The following is a 24,949-nucleotide window of genomic DNA, read 5'->3' as shown; positions in this document are numbered from 1 at the left end:
TCGCCCGCGACCCGCCCCGAACTGGTCGGCCGCCGCGTGCTGCTGCCGCGGGCCGACGGGGCCCTGGCCGACGCGCTCCGCGCCGCGGGCGCCGACGTGGACGCCGTCCCCGTCACCCGCACCGAGGACCTCCCCTTCGCGCTGCCCGGCACCTGCGACTGGGTGGTGCTCACCTCGCCGACCGCCGTCGCGGTGCTCGCCGAGGCCGACGTCGAGCTCGACATGCTGGGCGACGCGATCGCCGCGGTCGGGTCCGCCACCGCGGCCGCGATCACCGAGCTGGGGTACCAGGTCGACCTGGTTCCGAGCGGGCGCTCGGACGCCGAGGCCCTGCTCGCCGCCCTGCTGGCGGCCGAGCCCGAAGGCGCGTCCGCGGCGATCCCGGGCTCGGCGCTGGCGCGTCCGGTGCTGGCCGACGGCCTCGCCGAGGCGGGCTGGGACGTCGAGACCGTCGCCACCTACACCACCGTCCCGGTGGACGAACCGCCCGCGACCCGGCCGTGGGCCGACTACGACGCGGTCGTCCTCACCGCGGGGTCGATCGCCGAGGCCGCCGCGGCCCTGCTCGGCATCGCTCCGGCCGGGGTCGCCGTGATCGCGTTCGGCGAGCCGACCGCCCGGGCCGCCGCGGCGTCCGGCTGGACCGTCACCGCGACCGCCGCCACCCAGGACGCCGCGGGCGTGCTGGGCGCCCTGACCGCCGTCCTGCCGAAGGAGCCCGCATGACCCCCGTGATCCGCCCCCGCCGGCTGCGCGCCACGCCCGCGCTGCGCGACCTGGTGCGCGAGGCGCGCGTCCACCCCAGCCAGCTGGTGCTGCCGGTGTTCGTGCGCGACGGGCTCACCGAGCCCGCGCCGATCTCCTCGCTGCCCGGCGTCCGGCAGCACACACTCGACTCGCTGCGCAGGGAGGCCGCCGCGGTCGCCGAGGCCGGGCTGGGCGGCATCATGCTGTTCGGCGTCCCGGACGAGGCCGACAAGGACGCCGCCGGCTCGGCCGGCGCGCGGGCCGACGGCATCCTGAACCGCGGGCTGCGCGCGGTGCGCGCCGAGGTCGGCGACGCGACCGTCGTCATGGCCGACACCTGCCTGGACGAGTTCACCGACCACGGCCACTGCGGCGTCCTGGACGCGGCAGGTCGGGTCGACAACGACGCCACCCTGGACGCCTACGTCCGGCTGGCCGTCGCGCAGGCCGAGGCCGGCGCGCACGTCGTCGGGCCGTCGGGGATGATGGACGGCCAGGTCGCCGCGATCCGCGACAGTCTGGACGCCGCCGGGCACGCCGAGGTGGCGATCCTGGCCTACTCGGCCAAGTACGCCTCCGCGTTCTACGGCCCCTTCCGCGAGGCCGTCGGCAGCTCGCTGCAGGGCGACCGACGCACCTACCAGCAGGATCCGGCGAACCGCCGCGAGGGGCTGCGCGAGGCGCTGCTCGACCTGGCCGAGGGCGCCGACATGGTGATGGTGAAGCCCGCGATGTCCTACCTGGACGTGCTCGCCGACGTCGCCGCGGCGTCCGACGTGCCGGTCGCGGCCTACCAGGTCTCGGGCGAGTACGCCATGATCTGCGCCGCCGCCGAGCGCGGCTGGCTCGACCGGGACGCCATGCTGGCCGAGACCGTCACCAGCATCGTCCGGGCCGGCGCCGACATCGTGCTGACCTACGCGGCGCTGGAACTCGCCGCCCGCTGAGCCCGGGGCGGGCCGCGGGCCGATCGCCGCGGGGGCGGACGGGCGGCGTCCCGCCGGGTTAGGGTGACCCCACCCCCTGCCTCACACCCCGGAGGTCGCCCCCATGAACGATCAGTTCTGGCAGATCGTGTCCATGGCCATCTACCTGGTGGCGATGGTCGTCATCGGCTTCATGGCCCACAAACGCACCACCGACTTCGGCGACTACATGCTCGGCGGCCGCTCGCTGGGCCCCTTCGTCTCGGCGCTGTCCGCCGGCGCCGCCGACATGTCCGGCTGGCTGCTGATGGGCCTGCCCGGCGCGCTGTACGTCAGCGGCCTGGTCGAGGGCTGGATCGCGATCGGCCTGCTCGTCGGCGCCTGGGCGAACTGGAAGTTCGTCGCGCCGCGGCTGCGCGCCTACACCCAGGTGTCCGGCGACTCGATCACCATCCCCTCGTTCCTCGGCTCGCGCCTCAAGGACGACTCCAACCTCCTGCGCCTGATCTCGGGCGCCATCATCCTGATCTTCTTCACCCTCTACGTGTCCTCCGGCATGGTCGCCGGCGGCACCTTCTTCGAGACGTCGTTCGGCATGAACTACTTCGTGGGGATGGGGCTGGTGGCCGTCGTCACCGTCCTGTACACCCTGGTCGGCGGGTTCCTGGCCGTCTCGTGGACCGACGTGGTGCAGGGGATGATGATGGTCGTCGCCCTGGTCATCCTGCCGATCGTGGGCATCATCCACCTGGGCGGCCCGGGCGCCATGGTGGAGGCGATCAACGCCGTCGACCCCAAGCTCCTGACCTGGTTCGAGGGCGGCACCCCGATCGGCATCATCTCCGCGATCGCGTGGGGGCTGGGCTACGTCGGCATGCCGCACGTGCTGGTCCGCTTCATGGCGCTGACGTCGCCCGCCGAGGCCAAGGCCGGACGCCGCATCGGCATCGGCTGGATGCTCACCGCCACACTCGGCGCCACCCTGACGGCGTTCGTCGGCATCGCGATCTTCCGGCACGACCAGGCCGCGCTGCCCGACCCCGAGGGCGTCTTCATCGCGCTGGGGCAGCTGCTGTTCCACCCGCTCGCGGCCGGCTTCCTGCTGGCGGCGATCCTGGCCGCGATCATGTCGACGGTCTCCTCGCAGCTGCTCGTGACGTCGTCGGCGCTGGTGGAGGACATCTACCGCGCCTTCTCCACCAAGCCCCTCACCCCGTCCGGCGGTGTATGGCTGGGCCGCATCGGCGTCCTGATCGTGGCGGTCGTCGCCGCCGCCCTGGCCGCCCAGCGCAACGACACCATCCTCGGGCTGGTGGCGTTCGCCTGGGCCGGCTTCGGCGCCGGCTTCGGCCCGACGATCGTGCTGAGCCTGTACTGGCGGCGCCTGACCGCGGCCGGCGCCGCTGCCGGCATGGTCGTCGGCGCGGTCACCGTGTTCGTGTGGAAGCTCGTGCTCAACCCGCTGGGCGGCGTCTTCGAGCTGTACGAGATCCTGCCCGCCTTCGCGCTGAACCTGCTGGTGGCCGTCGCCGTCTCGCTGGCGACCCACCGCCCGAACCCGGCCGTGGAACGCGAGTTCGACGAGGCGCTGGAGATCGAGCACGCGGGCTGAGCCACCGGGCCGGCGTGCGAGGATGGACGGGTCGGCCGCGCCCGCGCGGCCCCTCCCCGCTCCACCAACCGGAAGGACATCATGCCCGGGCACCTGTCGATGGAAGAGGTCTACCGCCACGCCTGCGAGGTGATCCCCGGCGGGGTGAACTCCCCGGTCCGGGCGTTCGGCTCGGTCGGCGGGACGCCGGTGTTCCTGGCGTCGGCGTCCGGCCCGCACGTGGTGGACATCGAGGGCCGCGAGTACGTCGACCTGGTGTGCTCGTGGGGCCCGGCGCTGCTCGGGCACGCGCACCCCGAGGTGGTCGCCGCCGTGCAGGACGCCGCGACCCGCGGCCTGAGCTTCGGCGCCCCCACCACCGCCGAGGTGCAGTTGGCCGAACTGATCCGCGGGCGCGTCCCCGCTGCCGAGAAGGTGCGGTTCGTCTCGACGGGCACCGAGGCCACCATGACCGCGCTGCGGATCGCCCGCGGCGCCACCGGGCGCGACGTCATCGTGAAGTTCGCCGGCTGCTACCACGGCCACTCCGACGCGCTGCTCGCCGAGGCGGGTTCGGGCGTCGCGACCGCCGGGCTGCCCGGGTCGGCGGGCGTCACGAAGGCGTCCGCCGGGGACACGATCGTCCTGCCGTACAACGACGTCGCGGCGCTGGAGGCGGTCTTCGCCGAGCGCGGCTCCGAGATCGCGTGCGTGATCTCCGAGGCCGCCCCGGCGAACATGGGCATCGTCACGCCGCTGCCGGGCTTCAACGAGGCGATCCGCCGGATCACCGCCGCGCACGGCGCCCTGATGATCCTGGACGAGGTGCTGACCGGCTTCCGCGTCGGCCCGTCCGGCTGGTGGGGGCTGGAGGCCGGCGTCCAGAACCCGACCTACACCCCCGACCTGTTCGCGTTCGGCAAGGTCGTCGGCGGCGGCATGCCGCTGGCAGGCCTGGGCGGCCCCGCCGCGCTGATGGACCTGCTCGCCCCGGTCGGACCCGTCTACCAGGCGGGCACCCTGTCGGGGAACCCGCTGGCGACCGCCGCCGGCATCGCCACGCTCACCCTCGCGGACGCCGCGGCCTACGCCCAGGTGGACGCCGCCTCGCTGACGGTGCAGCGGGCGCTCGCCGACGCGCTGGACGCGGTGGGTGTGCCGCACCGGATCCAGACCGCCGGCAACCTGTTCAGCGTGTTCTTCGGCGAGGACGCCGCGGCCCGCGGCGTGGCGACCTACTCCGACGCCAAGGCCGCCGACACGTTCCGGTACCCGCCGTTCTTCCACGCGATGCTGGACGCCGGCGTGGCGCTCCCGCCGAGCGTGTTCGAGGCCTGGTTCCTCTCGGCGGCGCACGACGACGCCGCCCTGAACCGGATCGCCGAGGCGCTCCCCTCCGCGGCCCGCGCCGCCGCGTCCGCGACCCGCTGAGACCGGCTGCCCCGCCGGCACCGGCCGCCCGCTGGGATCGGCTCAGCCCAGGGTGACGCGCAGCCCGTCGGGCACCGGCACGACGCGCGTGCCGGTGAGGTCGTCGACCGCCCAGGTCGGGTTGTGGCGGGCGGCGGTCGGGCCGACGCCCACGACGCGCATCCCGGCGGCCAGCCCGGCCTCGATCCCGAACGCGGAGTCCTCGAAGACCACGCAGTCGGTCGGCCCGACGCCCAGGAGTTCGGCGGCGCGCAGGAAGCCCTCCGGGTGCGGCTTGCTCCGCGTCACCGACTCGGCGGTCACCACCGCGGTCGGCATCGCGAGCCCCGCCGCCCGCATCCGGGCGGTGGCCAACTCGAGGGTCGCCGACGTGACCAGCGCGTGCGACGCGTCCCCCAGCGACGCCAGCAGTGTGGCGGCGCCGGGGATCTCGACCACCCCGTCGAGTTCGTCGAGCTCGCGGGCGAGCATCACCGCGTTGTCGGCGAGGTTCTCCTCCTGCGAGCGGTGGGGCAGCAGTTCGGCCATGCTGAGGTGCCCCTGACGCCCGTGGATGACCGCGAGGACGTCAGCCGCGGCCAGGTCGTGCTCGGCGGCCCATTGCGTCCAGACGCGTTCCACGACGGCGGTGGAGTCCACCAGGGTCGAGTCCATGTCGAACAGCAGGGCGCGGGTGGTGAAGGTCTGGCTCACACCCCCACGCTAGCGGCCGCCGGCGCGCCGCCGGAGGGGGCCGTGCCCGCCCCTCCCCCGGCGTCTCCTAGGCTGCGGGTCAGGGATGTGCGCGAGCTGTGGGAGATCCGGTTCGCGCTGCAGCGCCTCACCGGGACGCCGGCGCCGGACCCCGTGAGCGCGGTCCGGGAGTCGCTGGCCGTGCAGTCCCAGGACGTGCCGCTGGCCCACGACTCGCTCGCGCAGCGCACCCGGGCCACCGCCGCCGAGGCGACCGCCGCGCTGCACGCCGGCCGCGTCGTGCGCACCCACGTGCTGCGCCCGACCTGGCACCACGTCGCCGCCGAGGACGTCCGCTGGCTGCTCGCGCTCACCTCCCCGAAGGTGCTGTCGGGGATGGCGGCGCGGCACCGGAGGCTCGGGCTGGCCGAGCCCGCCGATCGGACGCCGCGGCTGGACTTCCTGCTCGCCCAGGTCGCCGAGGGGCCGCGGACCCGGGCGGAGCTGGGCGCGGCGTTCGTCGGCGCCGGCGTCCTGGACCGGTCGCACCCGGAGTTCTGGGCGCAGGTGTCGCACGTGTGCCTGATCGCCGAGTTGGAGGGCCTCGTCTGTTCGGGGCCGGTGGACCCCGCGGGCCTCAACGGCCACACCTACGTCCTCGCCGACAGCGTCCTCCCGCCCGCCGCGCCGCGGCCCCGCGCGGAGGCGGTCACCGAGCTGGTCGGGCGGTTCTTCGCCTCGCACGGGCCGGTCGCGGTCGCCGACCTGCAGCGCTGGACCCGCCTGACCCGGACCGAGATCGCGGCCGCGATCGGCGAGCTCGGCGACGGCGTCACCCGCGTGGTCGTGGACGACGTCGAGCTGTTGGCCGGCACCCGCGCCCTCGACGAGCGGCGTCCGTCCGCGCGCTCGAGCGGGCCGACCGGGGAGACCGGCGCCGCGGGGGCGTGGCTGCTGTCCACCTTCGACGAGGCCGTCCTGACCCATTCGGTGCTGCCGCTGCCCGGCGCCGCGGACTCGGTCGCCAAGTACGGCGAGTCCGGCGGCGGCCCTGCGATCTGGGACCTGCGGCGGGTCGGGGCGTGGAAGCGCACCGAGCGGCCCGGGCGGTTCCGCGTCGAGCTGCGGCCCGACCGTCCGCTGCCCCGCGGCGCCGAGCCGGCGTTCCGCGCCGCTGCCGACGCCCTCGCCCGGCGCGCCGGCCACGACGCCGCCGAGTTCGCGGTGGCCGCCTGACGCGTCCGGGGCGCGACGAGGAACCCACCGGCCCGGCCGACCGCCGGATCGCGCCCGGCGTCCCGACCAGCAGGGCCGACCAGAACAACCGGTCTCCCACGGGTTGTCCGGTCCTACCGATAGAGTGGAAATCGGAACACCCGGGACCGGAGATCCCCGTCCCGATTCGCGTGAGGAGACCGACGTGACCACCTTCCTCGTGCTCGGCGGGGCAGGCATCGTGTTGGTCGTGCTGGCGCTCGTCCTCGGCGATGTGCTGGACGGCGCGCTCCACCTTGACGCGCTCGACAACGACCTGTTCTCGGTCTCGAGCATCGCGGCCTTCGTGGGCTCCTTCGGCTTCGGCGGCGCCATCGGGTTGGCCGTCTCCGACAGCACCGCGATCGCCGTGGTCGTGGGCCTGGTCGTCGGGGCGCTCGCCGCCCTCGGCGCGGTGAAGCTGACCCGCGCGCTGCGCCGCGACGACTCCGCGAGCTTCCGGGTGGACACCCTCGTGGGCCACCCGGCCTACGTCATCACCGCGATCCCCGCCGACGGCTACGGCGAGGTGCGCCTCAACGTCGGCGGCCACGTGCGCAAGTACGCCGCCCGCTGCGCCCAGCCGGTGGCCGAGGGCTCCGAGGTGTGGGTCTCCGCCGTGGTCTCCCCGACGGCCGTCGCCGTCACCCCCGTCAAGCGGGAGGACGACCCCGTCCTGCCGCCCCCGATCCCCTGACGCTCCTCGAAAGGAACGCCCCATGCCCCTGTCCCCCATGACCATCGCCATCATCGGCCTGGTGGTCCTCGTCGTGCTGGTCGGCCTCCTGGTCGCCAGCCGCTACAAGGTCGCCAAACCCAACGAGGCGTTCATCCTGACCGGACGCAAGGGCAAGGAGGTGCGCAACCCCGAGACCGGCCTGGTCTCCACCGACCTGTCCGGGCAGAAGGTCGTGATGGGCGGCGGCATCTTCGTGGTGCCGTTCATCCAGCGCCTCCACGTGCTGGACCTCAGCTCGCGCCGCATCATGGTGACCATCCGCAACGCCGTGTCCGGCCAGGGCATCAAGCTGAACGTGGACGGCGTCGCCATCGTCAAGGTCGGCGGCAACGAGGACTCGATCCGCGCCGCCGCGCAGCGCTTCCTGTCCCAGCAGGACGAGATCGAGACCTTCACCCAGGAGACGCTGGCCGGCTCGCTGCGCTCCATCGTCGGCTCGCTGACCGTCGAGCAGATCATCCGCGACCGCGCGGCCTTCGCCCAGCGCGTCACCGACGAGTCCGAGTCCTCCCTGACGGGCCAGGGCCTGGTGCTGGACACGTTCCAGATCCAGGACATCACCGACGACGGCACCTACCTCTCCGACCTGGGACGCCCCGAGTCGGCCAAGGTCGGACGCCTCGCCGCGGTCGCCGAGGCCGAGGCCCGGCGGGAGGCCGAGCAGGCCCAGATCGCCGCCGAGCAGGAGATCGCCATCTCGCAGCGGGCGCTCGTGCTGAAGCAGGCCGAGATCCAGTCCGAGACGGACGCCGCCCGCGCGCAGGCCGCCGCGTCCGGCCCGCTGGCCCAGGCCGACCGCGACCAGGCGATCCTGATGGAGCAGGAGAAGGTCGCCGTCGCGCAGGCCGCCCTGAAGGAGCGTCAGCTCGACACCGAGGTCCGCCGCCCCGCGGACGCCGAGCGCTACCGCGTGGAGACCGCCGCCGAGGCGCAGCGCAACGCGGCCATCTTCGAGGCCGAGGCCCACAAGGCCGCCTCCATCGCGAACGCCGAGGCCGACGCCGAGAAGGCCCGCCTGACCGGTGTGGGCGAGAAGTCCCGCCGTTCGGCGCTGGCCGAGGCCGAGGCGATCGAGGGCGCCAAGCGCGGTGAGTCGGAGAAGGCCCGCCGTATCGCCGAGGCCGAGGCCGTCCGGGCCGAGGGCGAGGCGAAGGCCGCCGCGACGCTGGCGGTCGGCCAGGCCGAGGCCGAGGCCATGGACAAGCGCGCCGCCGCGTTCAAGAACTACAACGACGCGGCCGTCCTGCAGATGCTGGTCGAGGTGCTGCCGTCGATGGCCGAGAAGGTCGCGTCGCCGCTGGGCAGCATCGACAAGCTGACGGTGATCTCCTCCGACGGCGCAAGCCAGCTCCCGCGCCAGGTGACCGACACGCTGACGCAGACCATGCAGCTGGTCTCCGACGCCACCGGTTTCGACCTGCGCGCCCTGCTGGATCGCGCCGCGGCGGGCAAGCAGTCCTCGACCGAGGCGACGCCGACCCGCGTCGTGCAGGGCGACGTCGAGTAACCCGTTGTCACACCGTCGACGCCGATCCGGGCTCCCCGCCCGGGTCGGCGTCGTCGCGTAACCTGAGGGGACCATCCCCCACGTGTTGTCCGAGGGAGCCCGCATGAGCCCGTCCGATCCCCACCCGCGCCGCCTCAAGGACGCCGCCTCGCAGGTGAAGAAGCTGCGGGGCTGGGCGGCCAGCGACGTGTCGGTGGCCGAGCCGCTCGTGGACGCCCTCAACGAGGTGACCGCGCTGCGGCTGCTGGCCCACGACCACGCCGAGGCCGCCGCCGACGCCCAGGACGCGCTCACGCGCGCCAACGGCCTGGTGGCCCTCCACGGGGCGGTGGGCCCCTTCACACCGGTGGACGACGGCGTCCGGTTCGTCACGGCGACCACGCAGCTCGCCGCGGTGCAGGCCGGGCTCGGGCAGCCGTCGGCCGCCGGCCAGATGGCGGCCGCCGCGCGGGGGTGGATGCGGCTGCTCCCGCACGTCGACCTGGTCCCCTACCTCGCCGGGCGCACGGCGTCCTGGCTGCTGCAGGCCCGCGCCCGCGGCGCCCTCGCCGACGGCGACCTGGCCCTGGCCAACGCGTACGCCGACGCCGCGGCGGCGCGCGCCCGCGAGGGCCGCGCGGACGCGGCCGAGGACCGCGTCCTGGTGGACGCCCTGCTGCTCGCCGGCGACGCCCGCTGGGCCGCCGGCCTGCCGTCCGACGCCGCCGCGTTCGCCCGGGAGGCGACGCAGGTCGCCCGCGCGTCCCTCGACGCCCAGGTGACGCGGGGCCGGGCCGCCGACGGTCAGGCGGGCCGGTTCGTGACGCCGCTGGCCGACGCGGGACGCGACCTGGCCGACCGCCTGCCCGTTGCGGGCTCGCTGCCCGAGGCGATCGCGGCGCGGCGCACCCTGGCCGACGGCTGGGCCGCGGCCCGGCCCGCGCTCGGGGACGCCGCGCTCGACGCCGAGACGCACGCCCGCGCCGACCTGGCCCGCGACCTCGCCGGAGCCGGACACCTCGAGGAGGCCGTCGCGCAGGCGGGCCTGGCCGCCGAGGCCGCGGCCGCGCTCGCGGCGTCCGAGGCCCGCGCCGGGGACCGGCTGGCCGCCCAGTTCGCCGCGGTCACCGCGCTCGCCGACGCGCTGCTGCGCTCCGACGAGGCCGCGGACGCCCGCGACGCCCTCGCCTCGCTGTTCGACCGGTACGGGTCGCTGCGCCGCCCCGAGGGGCTGTCCGCCTGGCTGGCCGTCGCGACGCTGGCCCGCGCCGAGGCCGAGCGCGCCACCGGGGACGCCGAGGCGTCCGAACGCTCGCTGCGGAGCTTCCACGAGCTGACCCGGGCGCTGCGGGCCGCCGACCCGCGCGGCACCGCCGTCGCGTCGGTGCCCGACCCCGCCTACGCGCTGGCGTCGGCCCGCGGCGCCGCTCTGCCCGGCCCCGGGCCGGCACCGCACTGGGACGACCTGCCCGACGACGAGTCCCTGGCCGCGAGCACCCGCGCGCACCGCACCGTCGCCGACGCGGCCGCCCCGGTCGCCACCGCCCCCGACGAGGCCGCTGCGGCTTCGAGCCCGGCGGCGACGAGCCCCACCCCAGCCGCGCCCGGCCCCGGCCGCGAGCCCGCCGCCCCGGCCGAGCCCGAGCCGACGCCCCCGGCCCCCGCGCCCCGGCCCTTCCCGTCCCCCGTCCGGGACCGGCGCCCGTGCCCCCGCAGCGTCCGGCGCCGGCGCCCGCACCGGCCCCTGCCGAGCCGGCCCAGGCGGAGGCGGCCCCTGCCGAGGCTCCCGCACCCCGCGCGCCCGAGCCCGTCGCGCCCGAGCCCGCGGGACCTGTCACGGCCGAGCCCGTGGCCCCGCTCGCACCCGAGCCAGCGGCGTCACTTCCGGCCGAGCCTGCGGCATCACGCCCGGCCGAGCCCGCGGCGCCGCTCCCGGCCGAGCCCGCAGCCCCCGACCGCACGCCCGCGGAGCCCGTCCCGGCCGACGGCCCGGCGGAGCGGCCGTCCGCGCTGGAGGAGGCGCGCGCGGCGGTGGCGGCGGCGTCGGCGTCCGGGGACCGCAAGGCGATCCTCGCGGCGTCCCAGGCCCTCGTGGACGCGCTGCGGCCGCTCGCCGATGCCGATCCCGGACGGGTGGCCGACCTGATCCAGGCGCTCGAAGACCTCGGCGATGCCAAGTTCCGCGCAGGAGATTGGTGGGGATCCCGGGCACCGAAGAAGGAGGCGAAAGCGCTGGCCAAGCGCCTGTCGGGCTAGCCCGCGGGGTCCGCGACGCCACCCGGGGGAGGGATCCCCTCCCGTGACGCGATCGTTCACCTTCCGTTAACCTTCCGGTGTTTGTGCACACCCCGCCGACGCACCTGTGTCGGCGTTGCCTCCTCTAGGACTTGGATGCTTTCGTTCGCCAGCCTGGTGGCCGTCGGGACCGATCTCGTCGCGGCCACGATCCTCGCCGTCGCCCTGTACTACCCCCGTCACCATCGACGCGATCTGATGTTCGCCTTCCTGACGCTGAACGTCGGGGTCATGGCGGTCACGCTCGCTCTGGGAACGACCGAGGCGAGCGTCGGCCTGGGGCTGGGCCTGTTCGGCGTGCTGTCGATCATCCGCCTGCGGTCCGACGCGATCAGCCAGGGCGAGATCGCCTACTACTTCTCGGCGCTGGCGCTCGGCCTGCTGGGCGGCCTCGCGCCGTTCGCGTGGTGGGTCACCCCGACGCTGTCCGCGCTGATCCTGCTCGTCGTGACGATCGCCGACCACCCCAAGGTCGCCCGCCGGATCACGTCGATCACGCTGACGCTGGACGAGGCCATCCTCGACCCGGACCTCCTCGAGCGGACCGTGTCGATCCGGCTCGGCGCGCCCGTGCGCCGCATCAGCGTGCACGAGGTGGACCTCGTCCGCGACCTGACCGTCCTCGACGTCTGGTACGCCCCGATCCGGCACGTCGGCCCGCGGTACGCCGCCATCCCCAGCCCCGCTCTTCCGCACCGCGCCCCCGAGACGCCGCAGTCCCCCATCACCGCGCCGCTGCGTTCGCGCGCTGACGCCTACACCTCGTGACGCTGGCCCCCGAGCGCGTCGGGCGGCGGCTCGTGCCTGCGCCCGCGCCCGCGCACCGGGCCGATCGCATCCTGCTGCAGGACCTCGCCGCGCATCGGGACGCCATCGGGCTCGACGAGGTCAACGCCGTCGCCGAACTCCAGACCCGCGTCGACCAGAAGTACCTGGTCTCGCTCGGCGTCCTCAGCCGCCTGCTGGACGGCCTGGGGCCCGACCTGCGCGTCCTCGAGATCGGCGACATCCGCGTCTTCGACTACCTGTCGGTCTACTTCGACACCCCTGATCTCCGGTTCTTCCGCGATCACCATCAGGGGCGGCGGATCAGGTACAAGGTGCGCACCCGCAGCTACCTCGACACCGACCTGACGGTCCTGGAGGTCAAGGCCAAGGGCGCGCGCGGCGAGACGGTCAAGCACCGGGTGCCGTGGGCGGCGGAGGCGATGGATCGCCTGGCGCCGCAGGGCTCTCAGGACGGGCTGGGGTTCATCGACGCGCACCTCAACGGCGACCCGCCGGCCGAGACGCTGCGCCCCAGCCTAGTGAGCCGCTACCGCCGGGCGACGTTCGTGGATCCGGTGGGCGGCGTCCGGCTGACGTGCGACATCGACCTGTCCTTCGACGGCTCGATCGCGGGCGCGCTGGTCGGACGCGGCGGCGTCCTGGTGGAGACGAAGTCGGCAACCGGACGCAGCACCGCCGACCAACTCCTGCACCGCCTCGGCCAGCGACCGGGCTCGATCAGCAAGTACTGCGCCGGGATCGCGATCACCGCGGGCCGCCGGGCGCCCCGCTGGCACCGCGTCCTGCGCAAGCTGGATCCCCTGCTCAGCGGCCCTTGGCCTGCTTGAGGTCCTTGCGGAGTTCGGGCGGCAGCGCGAACGTCAGGTTCTCCTCGGTGAGACGCTCCTCGACGGCGGTCGGGAAGCCCCGGTCGGTGAGGTAGTCCAGGACGCCCTGCACCAGAATGTCGGGCACCGACGCGCCCGAGGTGACGCCGACGGACTCGACGCCCTCCAGCCAGGCCGGGTCGATCTCGCCGGCGTTGTCGACGCGGTAGGACGCCTTCGCGCCGGCCTCCAGCGCCACCTCGACCAGGCGAACCGAGTTGGACGAGTTCTGCGAGCCGACCACGATCACGAGGTCGGAGTGCGCCGCGATCTGCTTCACCGCGGACTGCCGGTTCTGGGTCGCGTAACAGATGTCGTCGCTCGGCGGGTCCATCAGCAGCGGGAACTTCTCGCGGAGCCGCGTGACGGTCTCCCAGGTCTCGTCCACGCTGAGGGTCGTCTGGCTGAGCCAGGCCACCCGCGACGGGTCCTCGACCTCGACGTGATCCACGTCGTCGGGGTGCTCGACCAGGATGGTGCGGTCGGGCGCCTCGCCCATGGTGCCCTCGACCTCCTCGTGGCCGGCGTGCCCGATCAGAAGGATCTGCTGCCCCTGTCCGGCGAACCGCTTCGCCTCGTGGTGCACCTTGGTCACGAGCGGGCAGGTCGCGTCGATGGTCTTCAGTTGACGGCTCTTCGCCTCGTCGTGGACCGCGGGGCTGACGCCGTGCGCCGAGAACACCACCGTGGCCCCCTCGGGGACCTCGGACAGCTCCTCGACGAAGATGGCGCCGCGTTGCTCGAGGTCCTCGACGACGTGCTTGTTGTGGACGATCTGCTTGCGGACGTAGACGGGCGGGCCGTACAGATCCAGGGCCTTCTCGACCGTGACGACGGCACGGTCGACCCCGGCGCAGTACCCACGCGGCGCGGCCACGACAACGCTCTTGGTCATGGCGACCAGTCTAGACGGCGGGCAACCCCGGGCCGGTTCCGGCCCGGCGACCGCCGGCGTCTCACCCGGGATCGGGCGCGGGTCGGCCGGCGGAGCGCTGCTAGATTGGCCGCGAAGCACGGGAGTCCGGAGAAGCCGGACTGAGAGGGAGTTCTCATACTCCGACCGTTGAACCTGATCCGGGTCATGCCGGCGAAGGAAGCGAATCTCGAGGTACACGCATCCGGCGTCCATCCTCCTCGTGCGACGAACCGCACGAAGGAGACGATGATGACCCCCACCGCACCACCTTCCGCCGAGCCCGCCGCCCTGCGGGAGGACCCGCTGCGCTTCGGCGTGGGCGCCCGCGTCACGGTGGCCGTGATGAGCGACCGCTACGCCGAGGTGATCCTCGGCGCCCTGGGCGACCTGGACGCCTCGGGCCTGGTGGTCGAGACCGGCGACGTGTCGACCTACGTGGGCGGGCCCGAGGACGCGCTGCTCCGGTGGGTCACCGACCTGGCCGCGGCGGTCGCGGAGACGGGCGAGCACGCGTCGGTGTCGGTGCACCTGTCGCGCGGCTGCCCCGGCGAGGCCCGCTGCTCGGCGCCCGGCGGCGCCGGGCCGCGTCCCGTCGCGCCACCGGCGGGACGCCGCACCGGCCGGTTCGCGGCCGCGGAGTGGGCGCTGTACCCGCTCGCCGACATCGCCGTGGGCGACCACGCCCCGGACCACATGCGCGACATCGAGGCGGCGATCGACTTGGCCCGCGGCAACGGCACCTTCCAGGGGTCCTCGCACTTCGTGACCCGGCTGACCGGCGACCTCGGCGACGTCCTCGCGACCGCCTTCGCCGGCTGGACCATGGTCGGGCGCACCGTCCAGCACGTCACCAGCCACCTGACCGTGTCCGTGAACAGCCCCAGCCACGCCCGTGTCGACGCCTGAGCCCGCGGCGCGCGGGACACGCGCCCTGCCACTGCGCGACATCGTGCTGATGGTGATGCTCGGGGTGGTCTTCGGCTTCCTGTACTGGGTGCTGGTGCAGGCGTGGAATCTGCTCGCCGTCCTGATGGGGCCCGCCGGGGACCTGGCCCAGCACGTGCTGCTCGGGGGGTGGCTGATCGTGGCGCCGATCGCCGTGGCGATCATCCGGCGTCCGTTCGTGGGCATCATCGCCGAGGTGATCGCCTCGGTGGTCGAGGTGGTCTTCCTGGGCTCGCCGGTGGGTCCGCTGCTCATGGTGGCGGCCGCCATCCAGGGCGCGGGCAGCGAGCTGCCCTTCGCGCTGGGACGCTACCGGCGCTTCGGCTGGGCGCGGTTCGCGGTGTCGGGACTGCTCGGCGCGGGGTTCGTCTTCTGCTTCTCCGCGTTCCGGTTCGACTGGTTCGGCCAGGACATCTGGCCCCTGCGGCTGGCGCTGCAACTGGCGTCCGGGGTGGTGCTGGGCGGCCTGCTGGCCCGGGTCGTCGTGGACGCGCTGCGGGCCACCGGCGTGCTGGACCAGTTCACCGCGGCGCGCGGCGGGGTCGGTGTCCCGGCCCAGCGGCGGGAGCGCTGAGGTGCCCGGCGCCGCGCTGGTCGCCACCTCGGGGCTCGAGGCGGTCTTCGGCTCCGGGGACGGCGTCGGCCCGTTCGACCTGGTCATCGGTCCCGGCGAGGGCGTCCTGGTGCTGGGGCCGAGCGGGTCGGGCAAGTCGACGCTGCTGCGGTTGCTGCACGGCGCGGTGCCGCACGCGATCCACGCCGACGTCACCGGGCGGGCCGAGATCGCCGGCCGGAGCGTCGCCGACAGCACCGTGGCCGGGCTGGCCGACCTGGTCGGCGTGGTCGCGCAGGACCCCGAGTCGGGGGTGTGCCTGCCCGACGTCGTCGACGACGTGGCCTTCCCGCTGGAGAACCTCGGCGCGCCCGCGCCGGCCATCTGGCCCGCGGTGCGGTTCGCGCTGACCCGGGCGGGCGCGTCCGGTCTCGCCGGCCGGGCGACCGGGGAGCTCTCCGGCGGCGAACTGCAGCGGGTGGCGCTGGCGGGCGCCATCGCCCCCGAGCCGCCGCTGCTGTTGCTGGACGAGCCCACCTCCATGCTGGACGCCGACGGCGTGGACGCGGTGCGCGGCGCCCTGGCGTCGGCGCTGCGTGCGACGGGCGCCGCGTACGTGCTGGTCGAGCACCGCCTCGACGAACTCGCCGGCGAGGACGGACTGGACGGCCTGCCGTCCCGCTGGCTGGTGCTCGACCGCAGCGGTCGGGTTCGGCACGACGTCCACCCGCGCGCCCTCTCGGACGCCGACCTGCGCGTCCTGGTGGGCCAGGGCTGCTGGCTACCCGCCGAACTGGAACTGCGCGCGCTCCTGGGTGCGCCCGTGCCGGACGCCGTGGTCGGCGCCGCACGACCCGCTCCAACGCGCGATCCCGGACGGGCGACGCTCCGCGACCAGCAGCACACTGACCATCGAGTGCGGCGGGAGCCGCCCTCGCCCGGCGCGTCCGGGACCGGGCCGGGACGCGGAGCGCCTGCGGCCGCGGCGTCCCCCGCCCTCGGCCCGACCGGCACCCTGCTCGACCCCCGGCTGACCGAGCGCCGCCCGGCCGGAAGCATCCCCGCGCGGGGACCGGCTGCGGCCGCCGCATCCCCCGCCCGCGGCCCGTCGGGAATCGTCGACGCCCTGCTCGACCGGTGGCTGGCCGGGCGTCGCCCGGCCGGGACCGGCCCCGCGCACGGGGGCGGAGCGCAGGGGGGCGCGGCGCCCGCGTCCCCGGCCGGAGCGCCGCTGGTCGCGCGGGGACTCGCCGTGGGGCGCGGCCCGGGCGGGCGCGCACGGCCGGTGCTCAGCGACGTGGACGCCGACCTGCGCGGCGGGGAACTGGTCGCGCTGGTCGGCGCCAACGGCAGCGGCAAGTCGACCCTGCTGGCGTGCCTCGCCGGGCTCATCCCGGCGGCCGCGGGGTCCGTGGCGGGTCCGCGGCCGGGCCTGGTGTTCCAGAACCCCGAGCACCAGTTCGCGGCGACGAGCGTGCGCGCGGAGCTGATGCACGGCCTGCCGCGTCCGGACGACCCGGAGACGCGGGAGCGCGTGGACGCCATGCTGGCCCGGTTCGGTCTGCTCGGCCTGGCCGACCGCAACCCGTTCCGGCTCTCGGGCGGGCAGCAGCGGCGCGTCAGCCTCGCGGCGATGCTGCTGCATCGGCGCCCGCACCTGCTGGCCGACGAACCCGCGTTCGGCCTCGACCGGCTCGCGGCGCTGACCACCATGCGCGCGCTGCGGGCGGCAGCCGACGCCGGCCAGGGGGTGTTGTTCTCGAGCCACGACCTGCGCGCGGTCGCCGCGCACGCCGACCGCGTCCTCGTGGTGGGCGAGGGCACGCTGCTCGCCGCCGCGACCCCACACGAACTGCTCCGGGACCGCGTCCTCCTCGACCGGGCCCGGCTGCGCCCGCCGCACCTGCTGCTGCGGGTCGCGGAGGCGTCCGCGGGGCCACGCGAACTGCGCGACCTGCTGGCCGACCTCGACGACAGGACCGTGGAACTGGCACGCACCACGGCGGGAGCCGACCGCGGGCGCGCGGCACCACCCGGCGAACAGACCGAGGCGCCCCGCACCGTCCAGAACGGCACCCGTGGGCAGACCACTGTCCGGGAGGAGGTCCCGTGAGCACCCCACAGCCTCCGGCCGCGGCCCACCACGGCGCGCCGGCCGCGTGGCTCGCGCGGCGCGAACCGACCGTGAAGGTGGGCGTCCTGCTGGGTGTGTCCCTGATCACCCTGGTGATGTTCGACCCTGCCCCGCTCGCCGGCTGGTACCTGCTCGCGCTGGTCGGCGTGCTCGCCACCGCCCGGATGCCGGCGCGGACCCTGCTGCTCGGGCAGGCGCCGTTCGTCCTGTTCGCGGTCGGACTCGTGTCGGTGAACGCGCTGAGCCGCCCGGGGACGGAGATCTGGCCCGGTGCGCCGATCCGGGTGACGTACGAGGGACTGAGCATCGGGATCGCCCTGGCCCTGCGCGGACTGCTGATCGGCGTCCTGACGCTCGGGTTCCTGGCGACGACGCCGCCGCGCGACCTGATGGTGAGCCTGCTGCTGCGGGTGCGTCTGAGCCCGCGCTACGCCTACGCGATCCTCGCCGGCCATCGGATGCTCGGCGCGATGCCCGCGCGCTGGGCGACGATCCGGGCGGCCCACGCGGTCCGCGCTCCCCTGGGACGCGACGGACGCCCCCGGCTGGGCGCCCGCGGATGGGGGCGCTGCGCGTTCGCGCTGCTGACGACCTCGGTGCGCTCGGCGGAGCGGATCGCCCTGGCGCTGGAGTCCCGCGGGCTGGCGGACGGGCCGCGCACGGTCTGGCGCCCCGTCCCCCTGGGCGCCGGGGACCTGGTGCTCGTCGGCGTGGTGGCCGCGGCGATCATCGCCGGCCTGGCCTCCCAGGGCATCCTGCCCCCGGCCTTCCTGGGGTAGGCCCGCGTCGAGGACCCGACACAGGGCAGCCGCCTCGGCGCGGCCAGCCCTCCGGTCCACACCCAGTCGCCCCCGCTCGCAACCAGCCGCCCCCGTTCGCAACGAGTCGCCCCCGTTCGCAACGAGTCGCCCCCGTTCGCAACGAGTCGCCCCCGTTCGCAACGAGTCGCCCCCGTTCGCGGCAGACGCCCCCTTTGCTACGGGGGCAACTGCCACAAACGGGGGCGACTCGGACGGGCATGCCCAGCCAGCGGACGATACGCAGAACGCGCGAAGGGCCAGTCTGGCGACGCGATGGTGACCCCGGCTACGACTACGTCGCTCGCGTGGACGCCGCCGGCCTCACGGTGCGCCGCGGCACGGTCCCCGAGCCGGACGCCCGGGTCGTCGCCGACTCCACCGCCTGGACGCGCGTGCTGTACGAGGCCGCGGAGCCGGCCGAGGCGGGCGTGGACGTCGCGGGCGATCCGGCCGCGGTGGCCCGGCTCGTCGCCCTCTTCGACCCCGCCCCCTGAGCCTGCCGGGCGGCCCTCTCCGCCCCTGACGCACCCCGAGGACGAAAACGTCCGCCGCGCCCCCTAGGCTGGCGCCGTGCCGTTGGACAGCTCTCCCGAATCCCCGCAGCCGCTGAGGGCCGTGGTCACCGCCCTCAAGGGCTGGGTCGAGCGCACCGGGCCGGTCTGGGTGGAGGGGCAGATCGTCCAGCTCAAGCGCCGCGCCGGCCACAGCGTCCACTTCCTGACGCTGCGCGACAAGCTCGCCGACGTCAGCGTCCAGGTGTCGGTCTCCACGGCCACCCTGGACGCCGCCGGGCCGCTCACCGAGGGCACCCTCGTCGCCGCCCACGTGCGCGCCACCGTGTTCCAGGGCAGCGGCTCGCTGACGTTCGAGTGCCGCGACCTGCGCCCCTCCGGCGAGGGCCGGCTGCTGGCGCACCTCGAGCAGCGCAAGCGGGCGCTGCAGGCCGAGGGGCTGTTCAGCCCGACCGCAAGCGGCGACTGCCGTTCCTGCCCGCCGCGATCGGCCTGATCACCGGCAAGGACTCGGCGGCCGAGCGCGACGTCCTCGAGCACATCTCCCGGCGTTGGCCGGCCGCCCGGGTCGAGGTCTCGCACGTGCTGGTGCAGGGCCCGAAGACCGTCGAGCAGGTGATGGCCGCGTTGCGCCACCTCGACGGGCTCGACCACGTCGAGACGATCATCATCGCCCGCGGCGGAGGCTCCATGGAGGACCTGCTCCCCTTCAGCGACGAGACCCTCGCCCGCGCGGTGTTCCACTGCCGCACCCCCGTCGTGTCCGCGATCGGGCACGAGACCGACACCCCGATCCTCGACCTGGTCGCCGACGTCCGCGCGTCCACGCCCACGGATGCGGCCAAGCTCGTCGTCCCGGACGCCGTCGCGGAGGCCCAGGTCATCGCGACCGGGCTCAGCCGGCTGCGCGGCGCGATCACCCGCCGCGTCCTCACCGAGCAGCAGCGCCTCGACGACCTGCGCTCGCGACCGGTGCTGCGCGACCCCGGCGGCGCGCTGGCGCTGCAGGCCGAGCGGCTGGACGACCTCGCCGGGCGCCTGCGCCGCGGCATCACCCGGACGCTCGAGCGCGAGCAGGACGCCGTGGGCCACACCATCGCGCGCATCCGGGCGCTGTCGCCGCAGGCCACGCTGCAGCGGGGCTACGCCATCCTGACCACCGACGACGGCCGCACCGTGACCTCCATCGAGCAGGTGGAGCCCGACGAGATCATCGTCGCCCGGCTGATGGACGGCGACATCGCCGCCGCGGTCGTCGACGTCGAACCGCATGACCACGATCCCGACACCGAGGAGGACGCATGACCCAGGCACCCACCGGCGAGCAGGAGCTCAGCTACGAGGCCGCCCGCGAGCAGTTGGTGCAGGTGGTGCAGCAACTGGAATCGGGCAAGGTTCCGCTGTCGGAGTCGATGGCGCTGTGGGAGCGGGGCGAGAAGCTCGCGGCCCGCTGCCAGGCCTGGCTCGACGGCGCCCGCGCGACCGTGGACGCCGCCCGCCGGGAGCGGCCGGAGTCCTGAGGGGACGCCCCCTGTGGACTTGGGGCGCGCGCCCGGCGTGCCCTATGCTGTCCACGCCTGTCCCCATCGTCTAGTGGCCCAGGACTCCGCCCTTTCACGGCGGCAACACGGGTTCGAATCCCGTTGGGGATGCCAGGTGACGGCCCCGTCGGACTGAGTCCGGCGGGGCCGTCGAACTTTTGTGCCCCGCCCCAGGTGTGCGCTCGAGCGCGACGCCCCACCCGCACCCGTGCTGCTGCCGCGGCGCCACGGCGGGCGGCCTTCGCGTGGGGGCTCGACGAGGCTTCGTGAACCATGGACATGACGCTCCTCAACGACCAGCACCACGATCCCGAGGCGCACGCCACGCGCCGCACCAGCGCGGCGACGAGGAATCCGCCGCCGGGGCGCTGGTTGCGAGGCCGATTTCACACCTGGACCCCACCTGGGTTATGCTTCTCAAGCTGTCCGAAAGGGCAGCGGCCTTCATGTAAGGCCCCGTAGCGCAGTTGGTTAGCGCGCCGCCCTGTCACGGCGGAGGTCGCGGGTTCGAGTCCCGTCGGGGTCGCTGCCGTAGAGGCAATGGCCAGGTAGCTCAGTTGGTACGAGCGTCCGCCTGAAAAGTGGAAGGTCACCGGTTCGACCCCGGTCCTGGCCACCACCGTTCCACCGTTGCTTCACCACCGCCGCGCGAGTCCCTCGCCGGCGGTTTTCTTCATCCCCGCCGCGGATCAGGGCCTTCCCGCAGACGCTGTGCGCGGCCGCCGCCAGCGGCGGGCGTCCCGGGCGCGGGATCGCCGGCAGCTCCGGGCCGCGCCGCTCAGGCGCTCGGGCCGTAGGCGTGCAGCCACGTCGCCACGGCGTCGAACCAGCGCTGCCGTGGCTCGGGCAGGGACAGGCTCAGGTCGTGCATGCCGCCCTCGATGCGGATCAGCGTCACGGCGTCCCCCAGGTGCCAGGACGCTGCGGCGATCCGGTCCACGTTCAGCACGACGTCGGCGGTCCTGGCCTCCTCGCTGTAGCGCCGCAGGAAGGCCGTCCGGGCGGAGATCGTCACCAGCACCGGGCAGTCGATCGGCAGGCCGCGGGCGACGCGGGCGTGACCGTTGAGGATGGCCCGCACCCAGCCGAGGCGGACGACCTCCGAGCCGGCGGACTTCCAGTCCAGGGAGTAGTTCCACTCGCCGCCGAAGTCGACGTGCGTGGCCATCGCGTAGATCGGCTCCTCACCCTCCGGCATCTTCAGCGGGGACGTCGGGTTCCGCTTGCCGATCGGGCCCACGATCGGGCGCATGAGGCTTCCGATGCCCACCGGCCCCCACATGTCGAGCCACGGCGAGTTGAGGACCAGGGCGTCGATCCGCCCCGGGCGGTCGCCCGCCCACAGCGTCGTGATCAGCCCGCCCGTGGAGTGGCCCGTGAGGACCAGGTGGGAGTGCTCGCGCCGGATCGCCGCGACGGCGCCGTCAATCTCCTCGCGGTAGTCGTCGAGGTCGTCGATGTACCCGTGGAACTGCCCCGCGCGCAGGCTGCGGCCGTAGCGGCGCAGGTCGAGCGCGTAGAACGCGTAACCCTGCGCCTCGTAGAACTCGGCGACGTGCGGGTGGAAGAAGTAGTCGTTCCACCCGTGCACGTGCAGCACGGCCCGCGCGCTGCGCCGCAACTCCGGATCGGAGCGTCGGATCAGCGTGCCGACCAGTGGATCGAGGGACTCACCCGGAAGCGGCTGCGCGGTCAGGGGCAGATCGCGGTGCTCGAACCCCTCCAGAGGATCGGGTCGCCACCGTTGGGGGTGTGGTCGATCAGTACCCGCCGCGTCCTGCAGCGTCGTCATCGTCGGCTTCGTCGTCGTCGTCCGCGTACGGATCGTCGTCGTATTCGTCCTCGGTGTCGTCGACGTCGTCCTCGGCGGCGGAGGCGCCGTACGGCGACTGGCCACCGCGGAGCTCACGCTCCAGGGAGGAGAAATCGGTGTCGAAGGTACGGTACTTCAGATCGCGAGCGACCTTGGTCTGCTTCGCCTTTGCACGGCCGCGCCCCATGTCCGGGTCGACCCCCTTAGCTTCATGGCGGTCTAGCCGCGTGAGGTTCTGTTCGTGACGCCGATGGTACCCGAGTTCGAGGCGTGGACAAAGCCGACGGGCGGGCATGGACACGCCGGACCTGCGCGAGGAACCGGTGCCGAGCGGACCCGCGACCAGGGTCGATACCGACCCGGGTGGGACCGGCTACGCGCCGCCGTGCTCGCCGACCAACGCGACCGTGGCCTCGCCCTCGGCGGCCGAGACCTCCCCATCACCCACGGGTCCAGCCCGCGCTCGGACGCCTCCCGCGCGAGGGCGTCCACCGAGTCCTGCGGGACGACGAGCGCCATGCCGACGCCCATGTTCAGGGTGGCCTCGATGTCGGCCTGCGAGACCCCTCCGACCTGCTGCACGAGCGAGAAGATCGGGGCCGGCGTCCAGGAGTCGCGCCGCAGCGTCGCGCGGACGCCCGCGGGCAGCACCCGCACGAGGTTGTTGGCCAGGCCGCCGCCGGTGATGTGGCTGATCGCGTGCACGGGGGCGGTGTCGATCAGGGCGAGGATGTCGCGGGCGTAGACGCGCGTGGGGGTCAGGAGTTCCTCCCCCAGCGTCCGATCCAGTTCGGGGACGTCGCGGTCCAGCGCCCAGCCCGCCCGCTCGAGCAGCACGTGCCGCACCAGCGAGTAGCCGTTCGAGTGCAGCCCGGACGCCGCCAGGCCCAGCACCACGTCGCCGGGGCGGACGCGGTCGGGGCCGAGGATCCTGTCGCGCTCGACGACGCCGGTCGTGGCGCCGGCGATGTCGTACTCGTCGGGGTCCAGCAGGCCGGGGTGTTCGGCGGTCTCGCCGCCGAGCAGCGACGCACCCGCGGCCTCGCACGCGGCGGCGATGCCCTGCACGATCGCGGCGATCCGCTCGGGGACGACCTTGCCGGTTGCGATGTAGTCGGTGACGAACAGCGGCTCGGCGCCGACGACGACCAGGTCGTCCACGAGCATCCCGATGAGGTCGAAGCCGATCGTGTCGTGCTTGTCGAGCGCCTGCGCGATCGCGACCTTGGTGCCGACGCCGTCGGTGGACGTGGCGAGCACCGGGTGGTCGTAGTTCTTGAAGGCGGAGGCGTCGAAGAAGCCGGCGAAGCCGCCCAGGCCGCCCAGCACCTCGGGACGCCGCGTGCGGGCCACGTGGGCCTTCATCAGTTCGACGGCGCGGTCCCCGGCCTCGATGTCCACGCCGGCCGCGGCGTAGGCGCTGGTGGGCTCACTCATCGGTCTCCTCCTGCTGCACGTTGAGGCGCATCTCCTCGGCGACGCCGGCGGGCACCGGCAACGGATACTGCCCGTCGAAGCACGCGCGGCACAGCCGCCGCTTCGGGACGCCCGTGGAGGCGACGAGCCCCTCCAGGCTGATGTAGGCCAGCGAGTCCGCGCCGATCGAGCGGCAGATCTCCTCGGTCGACATGCCGGGCGCGATCAACTCGGCGCGGGTGGCGAAGTCGATGCCGTAGAAGCAGGGCCACTCCACGGGCGGCGAGCTGATCCGGACGTGCACCTCGGCGGCGCCCGCCTCGCGCAGCATCTTCACCAGCGCGCGCTGGGTGTTGCCGCGCACGATCGAGTCGTCGACCACGACGAGCCGCTTGCCCTCGATGACGTCCCGGATGGGGTTGAGCTTGAGCCGGATGCCGAGCTGACGGATCGTCTGGGAGGGCTCGATGAACGTGCGCCCCACGTAGGAGTTCTTGACCAGCCCGAGCCCGTAGGGGATGCCGGACGCCTCCGCGTAGCCGATGGCGCTGGGGATGCCCGACTCGGGGGTGGGGATCACCAGGTCGGCGTCCACCGGGGCCTCCATGGCCAGCGTCCGGCCGATCTCCACCCGCACCGAGTGGACGCGGCGGTCGGCGATGACGGTGTCGGGGCGCGCCAGGTAGACGTACTCGAACAGGCAGCCCTTCGGGTTGGCCTCGGCGAAGCGCACCGAGCGCAGGCCGCCGGAGTCGATGGCGATCAGCTCGCCGGGCTCGACCTCGCGGATGAACGTCGCGCCCACGATGTCGAGCGCCGCGGTCTCGGACGCGACGACCCAGCCGCGCTCGAGGCGTCCCAGCACCAGGGGGCGGATGCCCTGGGGGTCGCGGGCGGCGTACAGCGCCGAGGAGTCCATGAAGGTGAAGCAGAAGGCACCCTCGAGCCGCGGCAGCACGTTGAGCGCGGCGTCCCAGGTGGTGCCGGGGAAGGTCGCCAGCAGCGCGGTCACCAGCGAGGTGTCGTTGGTGGAGTCCATCGAGTCCTTGGCGATGATCTTGGCGTGCTCGTCGCGCGAGCGCAGCCAGGCCTCCAGTTCCTCGGTGTTGGTCAGGTTGCCGTTGTGGGCCAGCGCCAGCCCGCCGTTGTGCGTCGAACGGAAGGTGGGCTGCGCGTTCTTCCACACCGACGCGCCGGTCGTGGAGTAGCGGTCGTGCCCGATGGCCAGGTGCCCGGTCAGGGAGTTGAGCGTCGGCTCGTCGAACACCTGGGAGACGAGCCCCATGTCCTTGAACACCATGATGCGGTCGCCGTTGCTGACCGCCATGCCGGCCGACTCCTGGCCGCGGTGCTGCAGCGCGAACAGGCCGTAGTAGGTGAGCTTGGCGACCTCCTCGCCCGGCGCCCACACGCCGAACACCCCACATTCCTCATTGGGTTTGGGGTCACCGACGGGGTCGAAGCGCACAGCGTCCGTACAGGTCACGTGACGGGAGTCTACCGGCTGGCGGAACAGCGGTCCG

24 protein-coding genes, 3 tRNA genes, 1 pseudogene and 1 riboswitch are annotated in these 24,949 nt (G+C 74.3%); of the genes and pseudogenes, 22 read left to right on the top strand and 6 right to left on the bottom strand.

The window, feature by feature from the left end:
- Nucleotides 1–36 precede the first annotated feature (36 nt).
- The 4 genes from G7070_RS18740 to hemL all read left to right on the top strand — a co-directional run bounded on the left by G7070_RS18740 (nucleotide 37) and on the right by hemL (nucleotide 4,695).
- Nucleotides 37–726, top strand: coding sequence for a uroporphyrinogen-III synthase (locus G7070_RS18740; protein ID WP_431977945.1), 690 nt, complete (start codon nucleotides 37–39; stop codon nucleotides 724–726).
- Nucleotides 723–1,694, top strand: coding sequence for a porphobilinogen synthase (gene hemB / locus G7070_RS11415; RefSeq protein WP_166233848.1), 972 nt, complete (start codon nucleotides 723–725; stop codon nucleotides 1,692–1,694). The genes G7070_RS18740 and hemB overlap by 4 nt, the downstream gene beginning before the upstream one ends.
- A gap of 103 nt (nucleotides 1,695–1,797) precedes the next feature.
- Nucleotides 1,798–3,285 (top strand): sodium/proline symporter PutP, encoded by a 1,488-nt coding sequence (gene putP / locus G7070_RS11410; RefSeq protein WP_166233847.1) that lies wholly within the window; start codon nucleotides 1,798–1,800, stop codon nucleotides 3,283–3,285.
- A gap of 81 nt (nucleotides 3,286–3,366) precedes the next feature.
- Nucleotides 3,367–4,695, top strand: coding sequence for a glutamate-1-semialdehyde 2,1-aminomutase (hemL, locus tag G7070_RS11405; RefSeq protein ID WP_166233846.1), 1,329 nt, complete (start codon nucleotides 3,367–3,369; stop codon nucleotides 4,693–4,695).
- A 42-nt stretch (nucleotides 4,696–4,737) separates the two neighbouring features.
- Here the strand turns inward: hemL and G7070_RS11400 are convergent, their stop codons facing one another.
- Nucleotides 4,738–5,388: an HAD-IA family hydrolase gene (locus G7070_RS11400; protein ID WP_166233845.1), complete on the bottom strand. Its 651-nt coding sequence runs from the start codon at nucleotides 5,386–5,388 to the stop codon at nucleotides 4,738–4,740.
- Between the two features lie 87 nt (nucleotides 5,389–5,475).
- Here G7070_RS11400 and G7070_RS11395 point away from each other — a divergent pair, with 87 nt between their 5' ends.
- The 7 genes from G7070_RS11395 (at nucleotide 5,476) to G7070_RS11370 (ending at nucleotide 12,757) form a co-directional block, all read left to right on the top strand.
- Nucleotides 5,476–6,603, top strand: coding sequence for a DNA glycosylase AlkZ-like family protein (locus G7070_RS11395; RefSeq protein ID WP_166233844.1), 1,128 nt, complete (start codon nucleotides 5,476–5,478; stop codon nucleotides 6,601–6,603).
- Between the two features lie 184 nt (nucleotides 6,604–6,787).
- Nucleotides 6,788–7,318 carry a hypothetical protein gene (locus tag G7070_RS11390; RefSeq protein WP_166233843.1) on the top strand — a complete coding sequence of 177 codons (531 nt, stop codon included), beginning with the start codon at nucleotides 6,788–6,790 and terminating at the stop codon, nucleotides 7,316–7,318.
- Between the two features lie 22 nt (nucleotides 7,319–7,340).
- Nucleotides 7,341–8,867: a flotillin family protein gene (locus G7070_RS11385; protein WP_206079746.1), complete on the top strand. Its 1,527-nt coding sequence runs from the start codon at nucleotides 7,341–7,343 to the stop codon at nucleotides 8,865–8,867.
- Nucleotides 8,868–8,970: 103 nt separating this feature from the next.
- Complete coding sequence (locus G7070_RS11380) at nucleotides 8,971–10,992, top strand: hypothetical protein (protein WP_166233842.1); 2,022 nt, start codon at nucleotides 8,971–8,973, stop codon at nucleotides 10,990–10,992.
- Entirely contained in the window at nucleotides 10,980–11,102 is a 123-nt protein-coding gene (locus G7070_RS19460) for a hypothetical protein (protein ID WP_284690933.1), read from the top strand. Before G7070_RS11380 ends, G7070_RS19460 begins: the two co-directional genes overlap by 13 nt.
- Before the next feature lie 135 nt (nucleotides 11,103–11,237).
- Nucleotides 11,238–11,909: a DUF4956 domain-containing protein gene (locus tag G7070_RS11375; protein ID WP_166233841.1), complete on the top strand. Its 672-nt coding sequence runs from the start codon at nucleotides 11,238–11,240 to the stop codon at nucleotides 11,907–11,909.
- Nucleotides 11,906–12,757, top strand: a complete 852-nt coding sequence (locus tag G7070_RS11370; protein WP_166233840.1) for a polyphosphate polymerase domain-containing protein — start codon at nucleotides 11,906–11,908, stop codon at nucleotides 12,755–12,757. Before G7070_RS11375 ends, G7070_RS11370 begins: the two co-directional genes overlap by 4 nt.
- Here the strand turns inward: G7070_RS11370 and G7070_RS11365 are convergent.
- Nucleotides 12,735–13,691, bottom strand: a complete 957-nt coding sequence (locus tag G7070_RS11365) for a 4-hydroxy-3-methylbut-2-enyl diphosphate reductase (RefSeq protein WP_166233839.1) — start codon at nucleotides 13,689–13,691, stop codon at nucleotides 12,735–12,737. The two genes, G7070_RS11370 and G7070_RS11365, sit on opposite strands and share 23 nt — an antisense overlap.
- A gap of 108 nt (nucleotides 13,692–13,799) precedes the next feature.
- Nucleotides 13,800–13,909, top strand: a riboswitch (TPP riboswitch).
- A gap of 52 nt (nucleotides 13,910–13,961) precedes the next feature.
- Between G7070_RS11365 and G7070_RS11360 the strand changes: the two genes are divergently transcribed.
- The 11 genes from G7070_RS11360 to G7070_RS11315 all read left to right on the top strand — a co-directional run bounded on the left by G7070_RS11360 (nucleotide 13,962) and on the right by G7070_RS11315 (nucleotide 20,816).
- Nucleotides 13,962–14,618 (top strand): YkoF family thiamine/hydroxymethylpyrimidine-binding protein, encoded by a 657-nt coding sequence (locus G7070_RS11360; protein WP_206079745.1) that lies wholly within the window; start codon nucleotides 13,962–13,964, stop codon nucleotides 14,616–14,618.
- Nucleotides 14,605–15,231, top strand: a complete 627-nt coding sequence (locus tag G7070_RS11355) for an ECF transporter S component (RefSeq protein ID WP_206079744.1) — start codon at nucleotides 14,605–14,607, stop codon at nucleotides 15,229–15,231. The genes G7070_RS11360 and G7070_RS11355 overlap by 14 nt, the downstream gene beginning before the upstream one ends.
- A gap of 1 nt (nucleotide 15,232) precedes the next feature.
- Nucleotides 15,233–17,323, top strand: a complete 2,091-nt coding sequence (locus tag G7070_RS11350; protein ID WP_166233837.1) for an ABC transporter ATP-binding protein — start codon at nucleotides 15,233–15,235, stop codon at nucleotides 17,321–17,323.
- The gene (locus tag G7070_RS11345) at nucleotides 17,320–18,123 is read left to right on the top strand and encodes an energy-coupling factor transporter transmembrane component T family protein (RefSeq protein ID WP_166233836.1); all 804 of its coding nucleotides are present in this window, start codon (nucleotides 17,320–17,322) and stop codon (nucleotides 18,121–18,123) included. The genes G7070_RS11350 and G7070_RS11345 overlap by 4 nt, the downstream gene beginning before the upstream one ends.
- Nucleotides 18,124–18,449: 326 nt before the next feature.
- Nucleotides 18,450–18,638 carry a hypothetical protein gene (locus tag G7070_RS11340; protein ID WP_166233835.1) on the top strand — a complete coding sequence of 63 codons (189 nt, stop codon included), beginning with the start codon at nucleotides 18,450–18,452 and terminating at the stop codon, nucleotides 18,636–18,638.
- A gap of 76 nt (nucleotides 18,639–18,714) precedes the next feature.
- On the top strand, nucleotides 18,715–19,152 hold the full coding sequence (locus G7070_RS18735; RefSeq protein WP_246227037.1) for an exodeoxyribonuclease VII large subunit: 438 nt from the start codon (nucleotides 18,715–18,717) through the stop codon (nucleotides 19,150–19,152).
- Nucleotides 19,122–19,961, top strand: a complete 840-nt coding sequence (gene xseA, locus G7070_RS11335; RefSeq protein ID WP_246227937.1) for an exodeoxyribonuclease VII large subunit — start codon at nucleotides 19,122–19,124, stop codon at nucleotides 19,959–19,961. The genes G7070_RS18735 and xseA overlap by 31 nt, the downstream gene beginning before the upstream one ends.
- Nucleotides 19,958–20,176, top strand: coding sequence for an exodeoxyribonuclease VII small subunit (locus G7070_RS11330; protein ID WP_166233834.1), 219 nt, complete (start codon nucleotides 19,958–19,960; stop codon nucleotides 20,174–20,176). Before xseA ends, G7070_RS11330 begins: the two co-directional genes overlap by 4 nt.
- Before the next feature lie 59 nt (nucleotides 20,177–20,235).
- Nucleotides 20,236–20,311: transfer RNA gene (locus tag G7070_RS11325), tRNA-Glu, on the top strand.
- Between the two features lie 338 nt (nucleotides 20,312–20,649).
- A tRNA-Asp gene (locus G7070_RS11320) sits at nucleotides 20,650–20,723 on the top strand.
- 16 nt (nucleotides 20,724–20,739) lie between these two features.
- Nucleotides 20,740–20,816: transfer RNA gene (locus G7070_RS11315), tRNA-Phe, on the top strand.
- A gap of 159 nt (nucleotides 20,817–20,975) precedes the next feature.
- Here G7070_RS11315 and G7070_RS11310 read toward each other — a convergent pair.
- From G7070_RS11310 to purF, 4 genes and pseudogenes are all read right to left on the bottom strand, one after another.
- On the bottom strand, nucleotides 20,976–21,989 hold the full coding sequence (locus tag G7070_RS11310) for an alpha/beta hydrolase (RefSeq protein ID WP_166233833.1): 1,014 nt from the start codon (nucleotides 21,987–21,989) through the stop codon (nucleotides 20,976–20,978).
- Nucleotides 21,958–22,197, bottom strand: a complete 240-nt coding sequence (locus G7070_RS11305) for a DUF3073 domain-containing protein (protein WP_166233832.1) — start codon at nucleotides 22,195–22,197, stop codon at nucleotides 21,958–21,960. Before G7070_RS11305 ends, G7070_RS11310 begins: the two co-directional genes overlap by 32 nt.
- 248 nt (nucleotides 22,198–22,445) lie before the next feature.
- Nucleotides 22,446–23,447, bottom strand: a pseudogene (gene purM, locus G7070_RS11300) (phosphoribosylformylglycinamidine cyclo-ligase); the annotation flags it as partial.
- Nucleotides 23,440–24,912, bottom strand: a complete 1,473-nt coding sequence (purF, locus tag G7070_RS11295; protein ID WP_166233830.1) for an amidophosphoribosyltransferase — start codon at nucleotides 24,910–24,912, stop codon at nucleotides 23,440–23,442. The pseudogene purM and the gene purF, both read right to left, overlap by 8 nt.
- Nucleotides 24,913–24,949: the final 37 nt, after the last annotated feature.

The organism is Propioniciclava coleopterorum, from assembly GCF_011393335.1.
GTDB lineage: Bacteria > Actinomycetota > Actinomycetes > Propionibacteriales > Propionibacteriaceae > Propioniciclava > Propioniciclava coleopterorum.
This window is presented reverse-complemented; position numbering and strand designations above follow the sequence as displayed.